Annotated in this window: 16 protein-coding genes; 4 read left to right on the forward strand and 12 right to left on the reverse strand. The window is 60.6% G+C overall.

Annotated features, from left to right (window positions below):
* Positions 1 to 39: 39 nt before the first annotated feature.
* Entirely contained in the window at positions 40 to 378 is a 339-nt protein-coding gene (locus tag ISN74_RS04955; protein ID WP_229679013.1) for an RcnB family protein, read from the forward strand.
* 91 nt (positions 379 to 469) lie between these two features.
* Here ISN74_RS04955 and ISN74_RS04960 read toward each other — a convergent pair whose 3' ends face one another.
* The 7 genes from ISN74_RS04960 to ISN74_RS04990 all read right to left on the reverse strand — a co-directional run bounded on the left by ISN74_RS04960 (position 470) and on the right by ISN74_RS04990 (position 6,799).
* Positions 470 to 1,036: a GNAT family N-acetyltransferase gene (locus ISN74_RS04960; RefSeq protein WP_188797949.1), complete on the reverse strand. Its 567-nt coding sequence runs from the start codon at positions 1,034 to 1,036 to the stop codon at positions 470 to 472.
* Entirely contained in the window at positions 1,033 to 1,638 is a 606-nt protein-coding gene (locus ISN74_RS04965) for a YdeI/OmpD-associated family protein (protein ID WP_188797951.1), read from the reverse strand. The genes ISN74_RS04960 and ISN74_RS04965 overlap by 4 nt, the downstream gene beginning before the upstream one ends.
* A 40-nt stretch (positions 1,639 to 1,678) precedes the next feature.
* On the reverse strand, positions 1,679 to 2,164 hold the full coding sequence (locus ISN74_RS04970; protein ID WP_188797953.1) for a GNAT family N-acetyltransferase: 486 nt from the start codon (positions 2,162 to 2,164) through the stop codon (positions 1,679 to 1,681).
* A gap of 185 nt (positions 2,165 to 2,349) precedes the next feature.
* Positions 2,350 to 3,246 carry a hydroxymethylglutaryl-CoA lyase gene (locus tag ISN74_RS04975; RefSeq protein WP_188797955.1) on the reverse strand — a complete coding sequence of 299 codons (897 nt, stop codon included), beginning with the start codon at positions 3,244 to 3,246 and terminating at the stop codon, positions 2,350 to 2,352.
* 27 nt (positions 3,247 to 3,273) lie between these two features.
* The gene (locus ISN74_RS04980; RefSeq protein WP_188797957.1) at positions 3,274 to 5,271 is read right to left on the reverse strand and encodes an acetyl/propionyl/methylcrotonyl-CoA carboxylase subunit alpha; all 1,998 of its coding nucleotides are present in this window, start codon (positions 5,269 to 5,271) and stop codon (positions 3,274 to 3,276) included.
* A gap of 149 nt (positions 5,272 to 5,420) precedes the next feature.
* On the reverse strand, positions 5,421 to 5,936 hold the full coding sequence (locus tag ISN74_RS04985; protein ID WP_188797959.1) for a cupin domain-containing protein: 516 nt from the start codon (positions 5,934 to 5,936) through the stop codon (positions 5,421 to 5,423).
* A gap of 68 nt (positions 5,937 to 6,004) precedes the next feature.
* On the reverse strand, positions 6,005 to 6,799 hold the full coding sequence (locus ISN74_RS04990; RefSeq protein ID WP_188797961.1) for an enoyl-CoA hydratase-related protein: 795 nt from the start codon (positions 6,797 to 6,799) through the stop codon (positions 6,005 to 6,007).
* Between the two features lie 221 nt (positions 6,800 to 7,020).
* On the opposite strand from ISN74_RS04990, the gene ISN74_RS04995 reads away from it, so the two are divergent.
* The 3 genes from ISN74_RS04995 to ISN74_RS05005 are packed head-to-tail and all read left to right on the forward strand — an operon-like array spanning position 7,021 to position 9,400.
* Positions 7,021 to 7,260, forward strand: coding sequence for a FeoA family protein (locus ISN74_RS04995; protein WP_188797963.1), 240 nt, complete (start codon positions 7,021 to 7,023; stop codon positions 7,258 to 7,260).
* Positions 7,257 to 9,098 (forward strand): ferrous iron transporter B, encoded by a 1,842-nt coding sequence (gene feoB, locus ISN74_RS05000; RefSeq protein ID WP_188797965.1) that lies wholly within the window; start codon positions 7,257 to 7,259, stop codon positions 9,096 to 9,098. The genes ISN74_RS04995 and feoB overlap by 4 nt, the downstream gene beginning before the upstream one ends.
* Positions 9,095 to 9,400, forward strand: a complete 306-nt coding sequence (locus ISN74_RS05005) for a DUF6587 family protein (RefSeq protein WP_188797967.1) — start codon at positions 9,095 to 9,097, stop codon at positions 9,398 to 9,400. Before feoB ends, ISN74_RS05005 begins: the two co-directional genes overlap by 4 nt.
* A 63-nt stretch (positions 9,401 to 9,463) precedes the next feature.
* Here the strand turns inward: ISN74_RS05005 and ISN74_RS05010 are convergent, their stop codons facing one another.
* The 5 genes from ISN74_RS05010 to ISN74_RS05030 all read right to left on the reverse strand — a co-directional run bounded on the left by ISN74_RS05010 (position 9,464) and on the right by ISN74_RS05030 (position 16,402).
* The gene (locus ISN74_RS05010; RefSeq protein ID WP_188797970.1) at positions 9,464 to 10,489 is read right to left on the reverse strand and encodes a phospholipase D-like domain-containing protein; all 1,026 of its coding nucleotides are present in this window, start codon (positions 10,487 to 10,489) and stop codon (positions 9,464 to 9,466) included.
* A 303-nt stretch (positions 10,490 to 10,792) separates the two neighbouring features.
* On the reverse strand, positions 10,793 to 12,265 hold the full coding sequence (locus ISN74_RS05015; RefSeq protein WP_188797972.1) for a J domain-containing protein: 1,473 nt from the start codon (positions 12,263 to 12,265) through the stop codon (positions 10,793 to 10,795).
* Positions 12,262 to 13,953, reverse strand: a complete 1,692-nt coding sequence (locus tag ISN74_RS05020; protein WP_188797974.1) for a molecular chaperone HscC — start codon at positions 13,951 to 13,953, stop codon at positions 12,262 to 12,264. The genes ISN74_RS05015 and ISN74_RS05020 overlap by 4 nt, the downstream gene beginning before the upstream one ends.
* Positions 13,954 to 14,211: 258 nt before the next feature.
* The gene (locus ISN74_RS05025) at positions 14,212 to 15,819 is read right to left on the reverse strand and encodes a carboxyl transferase domain-containing protein (RefSeq protein WP_188797976.1); all 1,608 of its coding nucleotides are present in this window, start codon (positions 15,817 to 15,819) and stop codon (positions 14,212 to 14,214) included.
* Positions 15,820 to 16,036: 217 nt separating this feature from the next.
* The gene (locus tag ISN74_RS05030) at positions 16,037 to 16,402 is read right to left on the reverse strand and encodes a hypothetical protein (RefSeq protein WP_188797978.1); all 366 of its coding nucleotides are present in this window, start codon (positions 16,400 to 16,402) and stop codon (positions 16,037 to 16,039) included.
* Between the last annotated feature and the right edge of the window lie 123 nt (positions 16,403 to 16,525).

Raw genomic sequence — 16,525 nt, forward strand, 5'->3', positions numbered from 1 at the left:
GCGATTCCCGTGCAGTAACAATTTTACGAGGAGTACGTCATGAAGAAAGAACTTGGAGTAATGGTCTTTTGCGGCGCGATGCTGGTGTCGTCGCAATTCGTCATGGCCCAGGCCTACCGTCCGGGACCGCCCCCGCCGCCTCCGCCGTCCCGCTACCGCGGCATGTACGATCAGGGTCGCCACGAAGGGTGGTACAAGCGCGGCGGTTACGTCCCGGCCCAATACCGCCGCGGCACCTACGTGGTTTCCGACTGGCGCCGCTACCGGCTGCAGCCGCCGCCGCGTGGTTATCAGTACATCCGCAGCGACAACGGTGATTTTCTGCTGGCGGCGATTACGACCGGTGCCATCTTGAGCATCATTGCAGCCAGCCATTGATAGCGGGTCATGCCTGACATCAAGGGATAACTGTTTGTCGGAGCGTCCATCTCACTGAGTGCGTCGTCCCGGCCAAGGCCGGGACGAACCTTCATGGCGCGAGCAATTCCCGCAATGCCGTCGAATCAACCATCGATGAAAAAGCATGTACCGCCGCAGGTGGATTCGTGGCGGGTTGCAGCTCTTTCTGCCACACGCCCACATCCCACCATCGCTCCAATTTGTAACCGGCCTTACGCCACACGCCAGCGGGCGTGAAACCCATCGCTTCGTGCAAGGCCACACTCACTTCGCCAGGTAGCGTAATCACGCCAACCGCCTGGTTGATGCCTTGCAAGCGCATGACATCCAGCAGCACGGCATAAAGATGCCGCGCAATGCCGCGGCGTCGGGCGTCGGCATGCACATAAATGGACGTTTCGGCAATCCAGTCGTAAGCGGCACGTTCGCGAAATCGTGTGGCATACGCGTACGCAAGCACCTGTCCGTTTTCTTCCCAGACCAGCCATGGATAGTGCTGGAGCCGGGTGAGAATGCGTTGTCGCATGGCGTCGGCGCCAGGCAGTTCGGTTTCGAAAGTGATCGCCGTGTCGATGATGGTGGGAGCGTAAATGGCGTGAATAGCGTCGGCGTCTTCAGAGCGTGCGATGCGGATCATTTCATGTATTTCCAATTGCGGTGTTTGCCTTCCGTCAGCCACTCCACGGCAGTAGCCATGCGTTTCTGCCGGGTGGCATCGGTTTTGGCTTCGGTGATCCAGTCGACGTATTCGCGTTGCGCACTGGGGCTGAAAGCTTCGTAATGTTTGCGGGCCGCTGCGTGTTGTTTCAGCAGTGCCGCAAAATCGGAGGGCAATGCAGGTGATGGTTTGCGTGCAGCTTTGGGTCGTGGTTGCTTGGTGCCCGTTTCGTTGACCGCCATGGCCTTGCGGACATAGGCGGCAAGCTCCTTTTTGCCCGGCAGATCCTTCACCGAAACAATCTTGCCAAACTGACCCATGCCTTCATCGGCCGAAGTGCCCACGACTTCCTTGTAATGGCGGAAGTGAAAGCTGCAATGTTGCTTGAACGCTGCCATCGCACATATCAGGCTACCCCTGTAGCTGAAGTGAGGGCAGCGCCATTTGATGGCTTCTTCCACCTGCGGGCAGGCGGCGTGCACAAGTGCGCGGAGGTGGTCGAGGATAGGGCGTGCGAAGTCAGGCGCTTGCTTGATGTAGTCATCGACGCGCGGATCGTAATGGGGTTTGGCCGATGTCATTCGGGATCCCTCGCATGTGCTTCGCCAGAGCGATAAAACCCTATAGTTCGAGAATATAAAAACGATCGCAGCTGAAATGGCCGGTGCCACCCATCGGCGCATCCATCGTCGTAAAACCGTGCCTGCGATACAGCGTCTGCGCGGCATCCATGCCGGTAAGGGTTTCAAGATAACAGCGCTTGAAGCCGAAGCCACGCGCCGCATCCAGGCAACGCGCCATCATGGTATTGCCTGCACCGATACCGCGTGCCTCAGGCAGAAAGTACATCTTGCGAAGCTCGCACACATTAGCGGCGCCACCCTCAAGTGGTGCGACACCGCCGCCGCCGATCACGCTGCCGTTGCGCTCGACCACGAAATAGACACTGCGTGGACGGGAATAGGATGTGTGCATGTCATCCACTTCGGCATCGTGAATGGCGAAGCCGGGGCCATCGGCGCCGAATTCCGGCATCACGGTGCGAATGATGGAAGCGACTGCAGCGTTGTCGCGCGGTTCGATGGGGCGAATGATGAAATCGGGCATGCAGGTAAGCTTAGCGTCTGTTGGAAGCGAATGAACAGGAACAGTGTCCTGTTGGCTTTCCATGGTCGATGGCGCTTCCCTAACCCTGGTGCCGTCATTCCCGCGGAAGCGGGATTTAGGCACGAGGCCACAATGGATTCCCGCTTCCGCGGGAATGACGGCATCAGGGTAGATGCCTATGGGTGTCAGGCGGCGGTACGCGCCTTGGTCACGCGGCTGGCGGTAGGTTTATTGAGCTGTGCAGAAAGCCAGGCGCCGGTGGCGACCAGCAGGTCCAGGTCGATGCCAGTCTGCATGCCGATGCCGTGCAGCATGTACACCACATCCTCACTGGCGACGTTGCCGGTGGCGCCTTTGGCGTAAGGGCAGCCGCCCGTGCCGGACACGGCACTGTCGACGACACGCACACCTTCGTCCAGGCAGGCCATGATGTTTGCCAGCGCCTGGCCGTAGGTGTCGTGGAAGTGCACGGCCAACGCGTGCATGGGGACTTCCTGCGCCACGGCGTGCAGCATGGCGCGTGCTTTCATGGGCGTGCCGACACCGATGGTGTCGCCCAGCGAGATTTCATAGCAGCCCATGTCGTAGAGGCTCTTGGCCACACGTACGACATCGGCTACCGGCACGTCGCCCTGATAAGGACAGCCGAGTGCGGTGGAAACATACCCGCGAATTTTTACGCCTTCGGACTTGGCGTGTTCCAGCACCGGCTGGAAACGCACCAGCGATTCGGCGATGGTCGCGTTGATGTTGGCGCGGTTGAAGGCTTCAGATGCAGCGGTGAATACCGACACCTCGGTAGCGCCGGCTGCGCGTGCCAGTCGATAGCCTTGCTCGTTCGGCACCAGCACGGGATATCCCACGCCGGGTACCTTGCGGATCTTGCGAAACACTTCCTCTGCGTCGGCCAACTGCGGTACCCAGCGCGGACTGACGAAGCTGGTGGCTTCGATGGTTTTCAACCCGGTGGTGGACAGCCGGTCGATCAGCGCGATTTTTACATCGGGCGGCAGCAATGTCTTCTCGTTCTGCAACCCGTCGCGCGGGCCGACTTCGACGATGCGGACTTCAGATGTGTTCATGTGAAGCTCCTGCAACCGGGCGAGAGTTCAAGGCTTGAAACGAACGAGCACGGTATCAGCTTCCACGAACTCGCCCTGCGCTGCACTCACCAATTCAATGGTGCCTGCGCGTGGCGCCTTCAAGGCCAGCTCCATTTTCATCGCTTCCATCACCAGCAGCTCCTGACCTTCTTCGACGTTGTCGCCCGCCTGCGCCTTGACCAGCACGATACGTCCAGGCATGGGCGCGATGATCTGGTTGCCGCCGGCGCCTTCCTTCGATTCCCAGGCGAACGCAGCGGTACGAACGAATGCATGGCGCTGTCCGTTGACATCGTGCAGCGAGACGCGCTCCTGATCCGCACAAATCGGCAGTCGAACACCCTGGCCATCGAAGCGGGCACTGAGAACGCCATCGCGGTGACGCGCGCCCTGCACCTCGCAACGGGATTCACCGTGCTGCAACTGGTAGCTGCCTTCATGACCGTGTGCTTCGATTTCGTAACGCTGCTCACGCAAGGAAAGCGCAACGATGCGCTTGCCGGCGTGACCGATGCGCCAGGCATCGGCGCGCGACCAGGGCGAGTACGGATCAACGCTGCGCAGCGCATCGCTGACGACCGTTCCTTCGTCATGGAGCAGGGCAGCAGTGGCGGCAGCAAACAGGACATGATCCGAGGGTGCGGCATCGCCGGTAAGAAATTCGCTAAGGTGACGATCCAGATAACCGGTATCGATACGGCCTTCGATCACCACCGGATGGCGCACCAGCCGTTCCAGGAACGCGATGTTGGATTTCGGTCCGGTGATCTCGCATTCCGTCAGCGCTTCGCGCAGCCGCTGCAGGGCTTGGGCGCGATCGGCGTCGTACACGATCAGCTTGGCAATCATTGGATCGTAAAAAATCGTTACGGTGTCGCCTTCGATCACGCCGCCGTCCAAGCGCACGTGACGTGACGGCGTGGGCAGTTTCAGCGTGCGCAGCTTGCCCGAGCCCGGCAGGAAGTTTTGGTCGGGATCTTCGGCATACAGGCGCACTTCGATGGCGTGTCCGTGTGCCTGGATTTGATCCTGGCGCAACGGCAGTGCTTCACCCTCGGCGATGCGCAATTGCCACTCGACCAGATCCAGGCCCAGCGTCTCTTCTGTTACTGGATGTTCCACCTGCAGACGGGTGTTCATTTCCATGAAGAAGAACGTGCCGTCCTGCCCGACGATGAATTCCACCGTGCCGGCGCCGACGTAGTTCACCGCCTTGGCGGCTGCAACGGCAGCTTCGCCCATGGCCTTGCGGCGTTCAGGCGTAAGGAACGGGGAGGGCGTTTCTTCCAGCACCTTCTGATAACGGCGCTGCGCCGAACACTCGCGTTCGTTCAGATGGATCACATGGCCGTGACTGTCGCCGAATACCTGGAATTCGATATGGCGCGGATGTTCGACGTAGCGCTCCAGGATCACCCGCGTATCGCCGAACGAACTGGCCGCTTCGCGTTGCGCGGACGCTAGCGCATCCACGAATTCCTTTTCGGCATGCACGATGCGCATGCCTTTGCCACCGCCGCCAGCTGCCGCCTTGATCATCAGCGGAAAGCCGGTTTTGCGTGCCTGTTCGGCAAGGAAGTCGGTGTCCTGATTCTCGCCGTGGTAACCCGGTACCAGCGGCACCTGATGCTTTTCCATCAAAGCCTTGGCGGCTGCCTTGGAACCCATCGCGTCGATGCTTTCCGGGCGCGGGCCGATAAAGGCAATGCCGGCGTCGGTGCAGGCACGTGCGAAGCCAGTGTTTTCGGAAAGAAAACCGTAGCCAGGGTGGATCGCCTGTGCACCGGATTTTTTTGCGACCTCAAGAATCGCATCGCCGCGCAGATAAGAATCTGCCGGACGCGGGCCGCCGATCGGCCACGCTTCGTCGGCCAGGCGTACGTGTTGTGCGTCCTTATCGGCCTCGGAATAGATCGCAATGGTGTGGATACCCAGCCGGCGGCAGGTGCGAATGACGCGGCAGGCGATTTCGCCGCGGTTGGCAATCAGTACGCGCTCGAACATGCGGAAGGGCCTACGGGTTCTGCAAAGCCCATAAAACTAACAGATCTGCGTGACACCGCCGATGCGCGGCGCAGCAATACAGTGTTCCAGCGCGTGACTATCCTGGGAATGCCGGGCTGGTGGCTCGGCGTTCCCAGGCGTCGCGAGGGCTATTCGCCTTCCCAGTAATCGACCGTATCGCCCTGGCGCATCACAATACGGATAACTTGCGGCTTGCCTTCTGCGTCGGGACCGAAGTCGCCGAGGATGCCGTACTTGCCGGTATCCGGATACTCACAGATTTCCGGAGATAGCTTGCTGCTTACCGCCAGATAGCGCAGTTCGTCCATGCCGGTGTTGATGATCTGATGCGCGCTTTCGGGACCGCCGGGCGGGCAGGCGATGATGTCGCCCTGGCGGATCGGGTGCCGTTGCGTGCCGATGCGCACCTCGCCTTCACCTTGCAGCACGAAGAACATTTCTTCGTTCACGCGATGATTGTGGAGCGGAAAGGCGCGCTTGCCCGGTGGTACGGCGGTGATGTTGTAGCCGAGCTTCTGCGCGCCGAGCTGGGCGGAAATCCAGCCGATGCGCGCATCGTAACGCTGTGCTGACTCGCCAGTGGGAGCAAAGGGAGGCGGGAACGGCTGCAGTTGGACGTCGGCGGCGTTGACGATGCGCTTCATGGCATATCTCTTCAAAGGCGAGGAAAGGTCAGGGCGCTAGCGTAATGCGGCCTGCTGCCAGCATGGTGTCAGCTGGCTTGCGTCCAGGCCGGCGCGCGCTTGTCGAGGAAGGCACCGAGTCCTTCCTGGCCTTCTTCAGAGATGCGCAAGCGGGCGATCAGCGCTGCGTTTTCCCGGTCGATGCGTTCGGCCTCTGTGGCGGTGAAGCCATGCATGCCGAAAGCGAGCTGCTTGGCTTCACGCTGCGCCGATGGCCCCGCTTTGGCGAGCAGCTTGAGCACGTTGTGCACGGTGTCGTCCAGGTATTCGGCTGGCACGGCCTGATGCAGCAGCCCAATCTGCGCAGCCATGTCGGCGTCGAAGATTTCGCCGGTCAGGAACAGGCGGCGCGCGTGGCGCAAACCGATGGCGGCGAGTACGTACGGCGAGATCACGGCAGGCACCAGGCCGAGCTTCACTTCCGTCAGGCCGAACTTGGCCGTGCTCACGCCGATGGCGATGTCGCAACAGGCAATCAGCCCGACGCCGCCACCGTAAGCGGCGCCGTTCACGCGGGCGATGGTCGGCTTGGGCAGAAACTGCAGCGTGCGCATCAGTGTCGCCAAGCGCAGCGAATCCTCGCGATTCTCTGCCTCGCTGGCCTTGGCCATGCCGCGCATCCAGTTCAGGTCCGCACCGGCGGAAAAGCTCGCGCCCACACCAGTCAGCACCACGACGCGCACGGACGGATCCTCGCCAGCGGCGTGCAGGGCGACCGTCAGCTCGGCGATCAGCCGGTCATCGAAGGCGTTGTGTACGTCCGGGCGATTGAGGCGGAGTTCGCGGATACCGGCGTGGTCAGCGATCTGGACGGAGGAGGGCATGAGTGATCCGGGATGGGGAATTCGTTCAAAGCGTAGACCAAGCCCCTCTCCCGGCGGGAGAGGGGGAGAGGCGGGGGCGATCAAGGCATCAGGACAAAGCTTTAGGCAAGCAGTCGGTATGGCACGTCCCCGTCCTTCTGCCAACGGGAAAAGGGACTGGCTGCGCTAGATGCGAAAAGAGGTTACAATGCGAACCATTCTTATTTAGAAGCGTAGCAACCGTGCGCCTGTCCGACCTGCCGAAAGGTGCCTCTGCCGTGGTTGAACGAGTTGAAGATGCCCATGTCAACGACCCGATTGCGCAACGCTTGCGCGATCTAGGTTTTGTCGAGGGCGAACGGGTGCGGCTGGTGGCGCGTGGCCCGGTTGGCGCGGATCCGCTGCTCGTGCAGATCGGTTACACCCGCTTCGCTTTGCGTCGCACCGAGGCGGCGCGTGTGACGGTGCAGGAGGTTGCATGAGCGCCGGTACGCTACGCATCGCTTTGGTGGGTAACCCTAACTGTGGCAAGACGGCGCTGTTCAATCAGCTCACCGGCGGTCGCCAGAAAGTGGCCAACTACGCTGGGGTCACCGTCGAACGCAAAGAAGGTCGGTTCACCGCGCCATCCGGCCGCGTGCTGCAGATTCTGGATCTGCCCGGCACCTATAGCTTCGATGCCACCAGCCCTGATGAACAAATCACGCGCGATGTGCTGGAAGGCAACTATCCGGGCGAAGCTGCGCCGGATCTGATCGTATGCGTGGCGGACGCTACCAACTTGCGCTTGCATCTGCGCTTCGTACTGGAGGTCAAGCGCCTCGGCCGCCCGGTGGTGCTCGCGCTGAACATGATGGACACCGCACGCCGCCGTGGCATCGAGATCGATGTGGCCGAGCTGCAGCGCCGTCTTGGCCTGCCGGTGGTGGAGACTGTCGCAGTCAAGCGCGGTGGTGCGCGTACGCTGATCGAACGCGTGGATGGCGAAGTGCCAAGCGCAGCGCCAGCGATGCCGGACGACGCGTCCAGCCGTGCCGGTCTGCATGCACAGGTGCGTGAGTTACTCGATGCAACCGTGCACATGCCGCGCGCGACTGCCGCGCTGGATGATGCGCTGGATCGCTGGGCGCTGCATCCGGTGTTCGGCCTGATGATCCTCGCCGTGGTGATGTTCCTGGTGTTTCAGGCGGTGTACTCGATCGGCAAGCCGATGAGCGATGCCATCGGCGACGGCTTTGACTGGATCGGCGCGCATCTTGCCATCTGGCTGCCGGAAGGTCCGTTGCAAGGTTTGCTGAAAGACGGCATCTGCACCGGTCTGGGCACCGTACTCGGCTTTCTACCCGAGATCCTGGTGCTGTTCTTCTTCATTCTTACCTTGGAAGAGTCGGGCTATCTGCCCCGCGCGGCGTTCCTGCTCGATCGCATGATGCTGTCGGTGGGGTTGACCGGGCGTTCGTTTATTCCGTTGCTGTCGAGCTTCGCCTGCGCAATCCCCGGCATCATGGGCACGCGCAGCATCCAGGATCCACGTGATCGTCTCACCACCATCCTGGTGGCGCCGCTGATGACGTGTTCCGCCCGCTTGCCGGTGTATGCACTGCTGATCGGCGCGTTCATTCCCATGCATCGCGTGCTTGGCATCTTCAACTTGCAAGGTCTGGTGCTGTTTGCGCTGTACGTCGCAGGTATTCTTGGTGCGATGCTGGTGGGTTGGATCATCAAGCACATGCGCCGCGATCGCAGCGAGCATGCGTTGCTGATGGAGCTGCCTTCGTATCGCGTGCCGCAACCACGTGACGTGATGATCGGCTTGTGGGAGCGCAGCATGATCTTCCTCAAGCGCCTGACCGGTGTGATCCTGGCGCTGACGGTGATCATGTGGTTCATTTCTACGTTCCCGTCGCCGCCTGCAGACGCAACCGGTCCGGCCATCGATTACAGCATTGCCGGCTATCTCGGCCGCGGACTGCAATACATCTTTGCGCCGCTGGGCTTCAACTGGCAGATCAGCCTTTCGCTCATTCCTGCCTTTGCCGCACGCGAAACGGCGGTGGCTGCGCTGGCGACCGTCTATGCGGTAGGCGGCAGTGCCGAAGCCGGTGGTCTTGCGCATGCGCTGACCGGTAATTTTTCGCTGGCAACGGCGTTATCGCTGCTGGTGTGGTTTGCCTTTGCACCGCAGTGTATGTCCACGCTGGCGGTGATTCGCCGCGAAACGAATTCATGGCGCAACGTGGTCATTTCTTTCAGCTACATGTTCGTCGTGGCCTATGCCGCGTCGTTGATCACCTATCAGGTGGCGAGGTTGTTCCTGTGAGCACGAACCTGCTTATCCAATACATCGTGATCGCGCTGGTCGTGCTGGCCAGTGCCTTGTATGCGTTCCGTAAGCTTGCACCGGCGCTGACCAGCCGCTGGCTGGCCTCTACGTCGATCCATTTGAGTCAGCCCGAACACGCTGCCTGGGTGCGCGCATTCGGTCGCCGTCTGCAGCCCAAGCAAGCCACCGGCGATTGCAGCGACGGTTGCAGTACATGCAGCGCTTGCGGGCCGAAACCGCCGGCCAACGCAAAAGGTGATGCGGTGCCGCTCGAATTCCGGCCACGCCGTCATCCATAACCTGCCGACATGACACCTCCCCCTGCGAACAGGAGGAGGCGCACACGGCAGAGCTTGAAGCGATCAATCCGACCAGGGCGTGCCGCCCGAGTAGTCACTGCTCATCGTGGTTTCCAGCTGCGAGATGATGCTCGAATTGGTGATGGTCAAACCCAATTCACGGTTCTCGGTCAGCGATGCGTTGGAGAAATTTTCCGAACCCACGAAAGCCGATTGGGTCGAAGCGCCGTAGTCGGCCACGATGGCCTTGGCGTGGATGTATAGCGAAGTGCTGTTGTCCGGATAGGTGCTGATGTTCGCACCAGCATTGGCCAGATCATCGAATTCGCTGGCGTAGTCGTTGTCGTCATTGGTCATCACAATGGTGACGCTCACGCCATTTTCAGCGGCGTTTTCCAGTGCATTGACGATCGCGCTGTCGCTCATCTCTTCGTTTTCGACGAGCAGGCTGGTCTGCGCGTTATTGATGATGTTGAGCAGGGACGATTCGGAGTTGGTCGGACTCCACACCAGATCATCACCATTGGACGGGGTTACCGACGAGTGCGTGAAGTCTTTGGCGAAGGTAGCTTCGATCGCGGCGATATCATTGGCATCGTTCTCGAGCACGGCGAAGTCGCGCGTGGTGCTGTAGTAACGGCTGGTGAGGTTGGCTGTCATGATGGCCGTCTGCGCGTTCGAGGTTGCGGCATCGATGGTGATCGTCTTCTGATGCGTGGCCTGATACTTGGTCCAAGCCCAGACGACGTTCACGCCGCAGCTTTGCAACTGGTCGTAGGCAGCGGTGTTGTTGCTCTTTTCCAGGTTCACGTCGAGGATCACGCGCACGGTCACGCCGCGGGCAGCAGCGTTACACAGATCAGTCTGCGCGGTGGTGTCCTGCAACTCATACATCGTCATGTCGATGGTCGACTTGGCCGAGTTGATCAGGTTGTAGATCGAGGTGTAGCCATCGTCGGGGAAAATCACCAGCGTCTGCGTGCTGGTCTGCGCGGCGGCCGGCAGGGCGGCGCCGAAAGCGCAGGCGGCGACCAGCGCGGCGGACAGAAGGGTCTTGGTGACGTTGGAGCGCTTGCAACGGCTATTCATGATGTGATCCTTATCGTCGAATGAAAGATGGACGCATCTCCATGCGTTATCGACTGCCGCTCTCCCTGGGCGGCCCCGGCTGACCGGTCCACCCGGTCTTCCCCAAAAGGCGCATGCACGCCTCAGCCGAAGCGGCGATATCAACCGTCGTGGATGACATGGATCTTTCTAAGAGATTGCAACGCGCAAGTGCGTTTATGCAGCGTGTGCCTTCGTCACGCTTAGGTGAACGTGAAGCATGTGTGGATGTGATGAAACAGTCTACGCAAGCTTGCTTGTTGCTGACGTAATGCTACGTTGGAATCAGTGGCGTGCGAGTTTCGGATGCAGGTGTGCGCGGTAACGCCACATGTCGGCGAACCATAGGCAGAAGGTGATGATGGTCGCTGCATATGTCGTGGCGGAACCGCCGTCGCGAACCGTTTGCAGTAATGGACTGCCGACAATGATGAGAATAAAGAAGAGTGCGGGGAGCAGTTGGCGAATCTGCAGGGCCAGTTTACTGGTTGCGGAAATTCTTCGGCGGAACCGGCGCACCGCGAATACGCATGTCAACAGGGCCAACCATTCGACGTAATGTGAGCCGGTCATCGCGTATAGCGCCAGATTACACAAGCAGATTGCAGGTATCGCGAGACGCCGCAGCCAGGGTCGACGTGAAGAGTTAGGCTCCGGCAGGCCTTGCCAATGATCGAACCATGCACATCCGGCATAAACCAGCCATAGTGCAAAGATGCCGATCGCGACGGTCGGAGGGATGGCTGCCATGGCCGACAATCTGCCGCTTGTTGAGAAGCCGGGCAACAGCAGTAGTAAAGCAAGGGAGCTGAGAGCAATGCACAGCGCCACAACTGCCGCGCGCAAGCTGCCAATTGCGAATCGCTGTTGTGTCATCGGGCCGCCAACGGCTGCGGCAGATAGCCAAAATCGTGTGTGCTCACGGTCGATCGATGGCGGCAGGGCATCGAAGCGACCATTGTTCGACAACGTTTGGGCAAGGCGTCCCAATTCACGTCCGCGGCCTAGCTGCAGTGCGGTGCGCAGCACGCGCGACCAGCGGAAGGAACTTTGCAGCAGCGCGACGTCTTTTCCGAGCAGCGCGACATCGGGCTGTTGGCCCCACATCTGGCGCATACGCAGTGCCAAGTGACGATGATTACGGGGAATGAGTTCCCACCAGATTCTCTGTCGTTGGCGAAGTTGTTGTAAGGCTAATGGATTGATGCCGGATAACACGTGGTCGAGATCGAAAAAATGCAACATGGCGTCGAGGCTATCCGAAGACATGGCTTGCGGAGTTTCGAACAATCGATGAATGACCAGTTGGCCAGTCTGCTGTTTGGTGATGATCGACCAGAATTCATGGCGGTTCTGCAGCCATTGCAGCATAACCTTACCGTCATCTATTTCTGCTGTGGTGCGAATTACCTCATCCGCCAATGCTGGAATATTGACCGTGAGCCGCTCTGCATTTGGCGTGCTGGCTACCTGTGCGGAGGCTGACGTAGTGGTCGCTAACCGAGTCAGTTCAACAGGGATGGCAATGACATCATTTCCGGTTTTCGCTGTATCCATGTTGCTGTTCGCAACATGGGCAGGCGATACCGACGGCCTGTTTACGTGCGTCAGCGCTGTTTTGTACGCCGCGTGCAAACGCTGGAACCCCTCCGGATTCTCGTCGGGCCGCGTGGTACGCAACAGCCGCGCGTACGCACGCTTGACGCTCGCTGCGTCTGCATCCATCGGCAGCTCCAGCAACTCGAAAGCCCATTTCACAGCTGTGTTTCCAGCGAATCGAGTGCGCTGCTGAATTGCCGACGGTGATCCTCGATCGTGCGCTCATCCTGATTTTCGAGTGTCTGACGGAACTGCCCGATCCATTGCTGCAGTACCTGCCGCGCGGCCAGGTGTTCTTCGAACAGGCGTTCCGCGCGTGCGAGCAGGGCAAGGTTTTCCTGCTTGTCGCGCGGATGGATTTTCAGTTCCGACAACGCAGCGAGGCGGGCGCGAATCTCGGTGTCGGTCAGCAAGCCGGGGTTCTGTTCCAGCACCAGCTCGTGGCGCAGACCGTTGGCCTTCGGCGTAGCTTCGATTTGCAACACGCCGTTGATGTCGTAAGTGAAACGCACCACGACTTCGTTCTGCTGAATGGACAGGGTCGGGTTGAGCGGGATATCCAGCTCGCCGAGTTTGATGTTGTTGGTCACCAGAGGATTCTCGCCCTGATAGACCTTCAGACTGAGGGTTGCCTGGCGCTCGGCCATGGGCCAGTAGCTGCTTTCGCGGCTGATCGGCACCACGCTGTTGCGCTGGATGATGGGCGAGAACAAGCCATTTTGAATGTGACCTTGCGCGTCGCGCTGGCCGATCTCCACGCCCAGGGTGTAAGGGCAAACATCGGTGAGGATGATTTCATCCAGCTTGGCGTCGCGGCTTTTCAGTCCGGACGCGACGCAGGCACCCAGGGCAATGGCTTCATCCGGATTGACGTGGCGCAGCGGCAGCTTGCCGAACATGCGCGCAATCAATCGCGATATCAACGGCATGCGGCTGGCACCGCCAACAAGCACAATCTCGTTGAGCTGGTCCGGGCGTAGGCGCGCATCACGCAGCGCGCGTTCGAGCGGCGCACGCATGCGCTGCATCAGTGGCTCAGCCAGATGCAGAAAGCGATCCTGGTCGATGCGCCACGTGATCTCGTGTTTGCCGATCTGGCCTTCGATGGAGGTTTCTGACTGTTGGCTCAGGCTACGTTTGACGGCTTCCAGCCGGCGGCGCAACACGCCGCGCTCGATGGGTGAAAAATCGTCAGCGCGTAGTTTTATGTCCGCCAGACAGGCGTTCTGCAGCACATCCAGGAAATCTTCGCCGCCGAGGAAATTGTCGCCGGCGCTGGCATGCACTTCGACCACGCCCTCGAACATTTCGAGCACCGATACGTCAAAAGTGCCGCCGCCAAGATCGAACACCAGGAAGCGACTGCCTTCCTGCCGCTCCTGCAAACCATAGGCGAGCGCAGCGGCGGTGGGTTCGTTGATAAGACGTTCCACCTTGATGCCCGCCAGTTCACCTGCCGCGCGGGTGGCTTTGCGCTGTGCATCGGAAAAGTAGGCCGGTACGCTGATGACGGCTTCTTCTATCTTCGTGCTGAGCGCCGCTTCAGCATCCGCGAGCAGGGAACGCAGTACCAGCGCGGATAACTCCTCCGGCCGGAAACTGCGGCCGCCGAGCTGGGTTTCGCGTGGCGTGCCCATCCAGCGCTTGAAGGCTGCGATGCTGGCGCGTGGATGGCTGATCAGGCGATCGCGAGCCGCCTCGCCGATCAGCATATGTCCATCATCGTCGACGCTGACTACGGATGGGGTGAGGTAATCGCCCAGCGGATTGCGGAACAATTGCGGTCCCGTATCGCTGTAGTAACCGATAAGCGAATGCGTAGTGCCCAGATCGATGCCGACGATCATTGCGTTCTTGCCCCCTGAAACGTCCTTGAAATGGAACTCCAGCAGATCTGCATGACTCTACAGCGCTACTGTCTTGCCAGGACGTCATTCCCGCGCAAGCGGGAATCCATTGCAATAGGGTTTGCCAAATACTTGAAAAGCAATGTTACGGCTCTGGCAGTACTCAAATGGATTCCCGCTTGCGCGGGAATGACGGCACGGTAGCGGTTAAACGTCACACTGAAGAAACATATGGTAACTGCCGCTCACCGGGCATGGTTACATGCGGAACACCCCGTAGCGTTGGGGTTCGATCGGCGCATTCAAGGATGCGGAGATCGCCAGCCCGAGCACGCGGCGTGTATCGGCCGGGTCGATGATACCGTCGTCCCACAGCCGCGCACTGGCGTAATAGGGATGGCCCTGGCGCTCGTACTGCTCGCGGATCGGTGCTTTGAAGGCCTCTTCTTCATCGGCACTCCAGCTTTTGCCGGCGGCTTCGATGCCATCACGCTTCACCGTCGCCAACACGCTGGCGGCCTGTTCACCACCCATCACGCTGATGCGCGCGTTCGGCCACATCCACAGGAAGCGCGCACCATAGGCGCGACCGCACATGGCGTAGTTGCCGGCACCGAAGCTGCCGCCAATCACCACGGTGAATTTCGGCACGTGCGAGCAGGCCACCGCGGTGACCATCTTCGCGCCATCTTTCGCGATGCCGGCGTTCTCATACTTCTTGCCGACCATGAAGCCGGTGATGTTCTGCAGGAATACCAGCGGCACATTGCGCTGGTTGCACAGCTCAATAAAGTGTGCGCCCTTGAGGGCGGATTCGGAAAACAGGATGCCGTTGTTGGCAATGATGCCCACCGGGTAACCGTGGATATGCGCAAAGCCGCACACCAGGGTCTTGCCGTAGCGCGCCTTGAATTCGTGGAACTCGGAGCCATCGACGATGCGCGCGATCACTTCGCGGATATCGAAGGGGCGGCGTGTGTCCTGCGGAATCACGCCGTAAAGTTCTTCCGCCGGATAGCGCGGTTCGGCCGGGGCCTGTAGTGCAAGCGGCATGGGCTTCTTGCGGTTGAGATTGGCGACGATGTCGCGTGCGATCGACAACGCGTGCGCGTCGTTTTCGGCAAAGTGATCCGCCACGCCGGACACAGCCGTGTGTACGTCCGCACCGCCCAGCGCCTCGGCATCCACCACCTCACCGGTGGCAGCCTTTACCAGCGGCGGACCACCCAGGAAGATGGTGCCTTGCTCACGCACGATGATGGTCTCATCGCTCATCGCCGGCACGTAAGCGCCGCCGGCCGTGCACGAGCCCATCACGACGGCGATCTGCGGAATCCCCAGGCCGGACATGCGCGCCTGGTTGTAGAAGATGCGACCGAAGTGTTCCTTGTCCGGGAAGACTTCATCCTGCATCGGCAGGAAGGCGCCGCCGGAATCGACCAGGTAGATGCAGGGCAGGCGATTTTCCAGGGCGACTTCCTGCGCGCGCAGGTGCTTCTTTACCGTCATCGGGAAGTAGGTGCCGCCCTTGACGGTGGCATCGTTGGCGACGATGACCACCTCGGTACCGTGCACGCGGCCGATGCCGGTGATGATGCCGGCAGCGGGCGCGGCATCGTCGTACATGCCATGGGCGGCCAGCGGCGACAGTTCGAGAAACGGTGAGCCCGGATCAAGCAGGGCGCGAATGCGTTCGCGTGACAGCAGCTTGCCGCGTGCCGTGTGCTTTTCGCGCGCTTTCGCGCCGCCACCTTCGGCGCTGCGCGCCATTTCATGATGCAGGTCGTCGACGAGCGAGCGCAGGCTGGCGCTGCTGGCCTGGAATTCGGGGGAACGGGGGTCGATCTGCGAAGTGAGGACGCTCATGGGGGATACTGCGACCGTCTGGGCAAACCCCGGATGATAACGGCGCGGGTGGTCCTTCTGCATTTGCGTTTGCAACCAAAGGATCGGGATGCCGTGGCTTGTCCGTCACCGACAGCGCGATCGCCACGACCTTCCGCCTGCAATGTTTCCAGTCGACCGGCCATAAAAAAACCGGCCGCACAGGGCGGCCGGTTTCGTGGAAGCCTTGGTCGAAGGATTAGTTACCCTTCGAGGCGTCCTTGGCAGCGTCGGCAGCCTTGCCGGCAGCCTGCGATGCATCAGCAGCAGCGCTCTTCATCGCATCGCCAGCGGCCGGAGCGGCTGTGGAAGCCGGAGCGGCACCCGCGGTGGAGGCCGGAGCAGCAGCCGGAGCAGCCGCGGTGGAAGCCGGGGCAGCAGCCGGAGCGGCAGCGGTGGAAGCGGAAGCAGCGGCCTTCTGAGCCTGGTCAGCAGCCTGCGAAGCTGCTTGCTGGGCCTGATCAGCCGACTTCTGTGCGTCCTGCGCGGCATCCTGCGCGCCATTGCTGCAAGCCGCCAGCAGCGCGACAAGCGCGGAGGCGAGAAGGGTACGCGTGAACTTCATGGTGGATCTCCTTAGCCGTGGAATGCCAATTTGGCACGATTATTAATAGCGCGTTCGTGTTAAGTACGCTACCAGTTTTATGAACAACTTTTATGTCGCATTAAACCCACAGCGGGGGCGCGA

Origin of the sequence: Dyella caseinilytica, assembly GCF_016865235.1 — a bacterium.
In the GTDB taxonomy this organism is placed as follows: domain Bacteria; phylum Pseudomonadota; class Gammaproteobacteria; order Xanthomonadales; family Rhodanobacteraceae; genus Dyella_B; species Dyella_B caseinilytica.

Bases quoted from the DNA above. Each gene is read 5' to 3' on its own strand.
- ISN74_RS04955 (WP_229679013.1), top strand. From the start codon at position 40: ATGAAGAAAGAACTTGGAGTAATGGTCTTTTGCGGCGCGATGCTGGTG.
- ISN74_RS04960 (WP_188797949.1), bottom strand. From the start codon at position 1,036: ATGATCCGCATCGCACGCTCTGAAGACGCCGACGCTATTCACGCCATT.
- ISN74_RS04965 (WP_188797951.1), bottom strand. From the start codon at position 1,638: ATGACATCGGCCAAACCCCATTACGATCCGCGCGTCGATGACTACATC.
- ISN74_RS04970 (WP_188797953.1), bottom strand. From the start codon at position 2,164: ATGCCCGATTTCATCATTCGCCCCATCGAACCGCGCGACAACGCTGCA.
- ISN74_RS04975 (WP_188797955.1), bottom strand. From the start codon at position 3,246: ATGAACACATCTGAAGTCCGCATCGTCGAAGTCGGCCCGCGCGACGGG.
- ISN74_RS04980 (WP_188797957.1), bottom strand. From the start codon at position 5,271: ATGTTCGAGCGCGTACTGATTGCCAACCGCGGCGAAATCGCCTGCCGC.
- ISN74_RS04985 (WP_188797959.1), bottom strand. From the start codon at position 5,936: ATGAAGCGCATCGTCAACGCCGCCGACGTCCAACTGCAGCCGTTCCCG.
- ISN74_RS04990 (WP_188797961.1), bottom strand. From the start codon at position 6,799: ATGCCCTCCTCCGTCCAGATCGCTGACCACGCCGGTATCCGCGAACTC.
- feoB (WP_188797965.1), top strand. From the start codon at position 7,257: ATGAGCGCCGGTACGCTACGCATCGCTTTGGTGGGTAACCCTAACTGT.
- ISN74_RS05010 (WP_188797970.1), bottom strand. From the start codon at position 10,489: ATGAATAGCCGTTGCAAGCGCTCCAACGTCACCAAGACCCTTCTGTCC.
- ISN74_RS05020 (WP_188797974.1), bottom strand. From the start codon at position 13,953: ATGATCGTCGGCATCGATCTGGGCACTACGCATTCGCTTATCGGTTAC.
- ISN74_RS05025 (WP_188797976.1), bottom strand. From the start codon at position 15,819: ATGAGCGTCCTCACTTCGCAGATCGACCCCCGTTCCCCCGAATTCCAG.
- ISN74_RS05030 (WP_188797978.1), bottom strand. From the start codon at position 16,402: ATGAAGTTCACGCGTACCCTTCTCGCCTCCGCGCTTGTCGCGCTGCTG.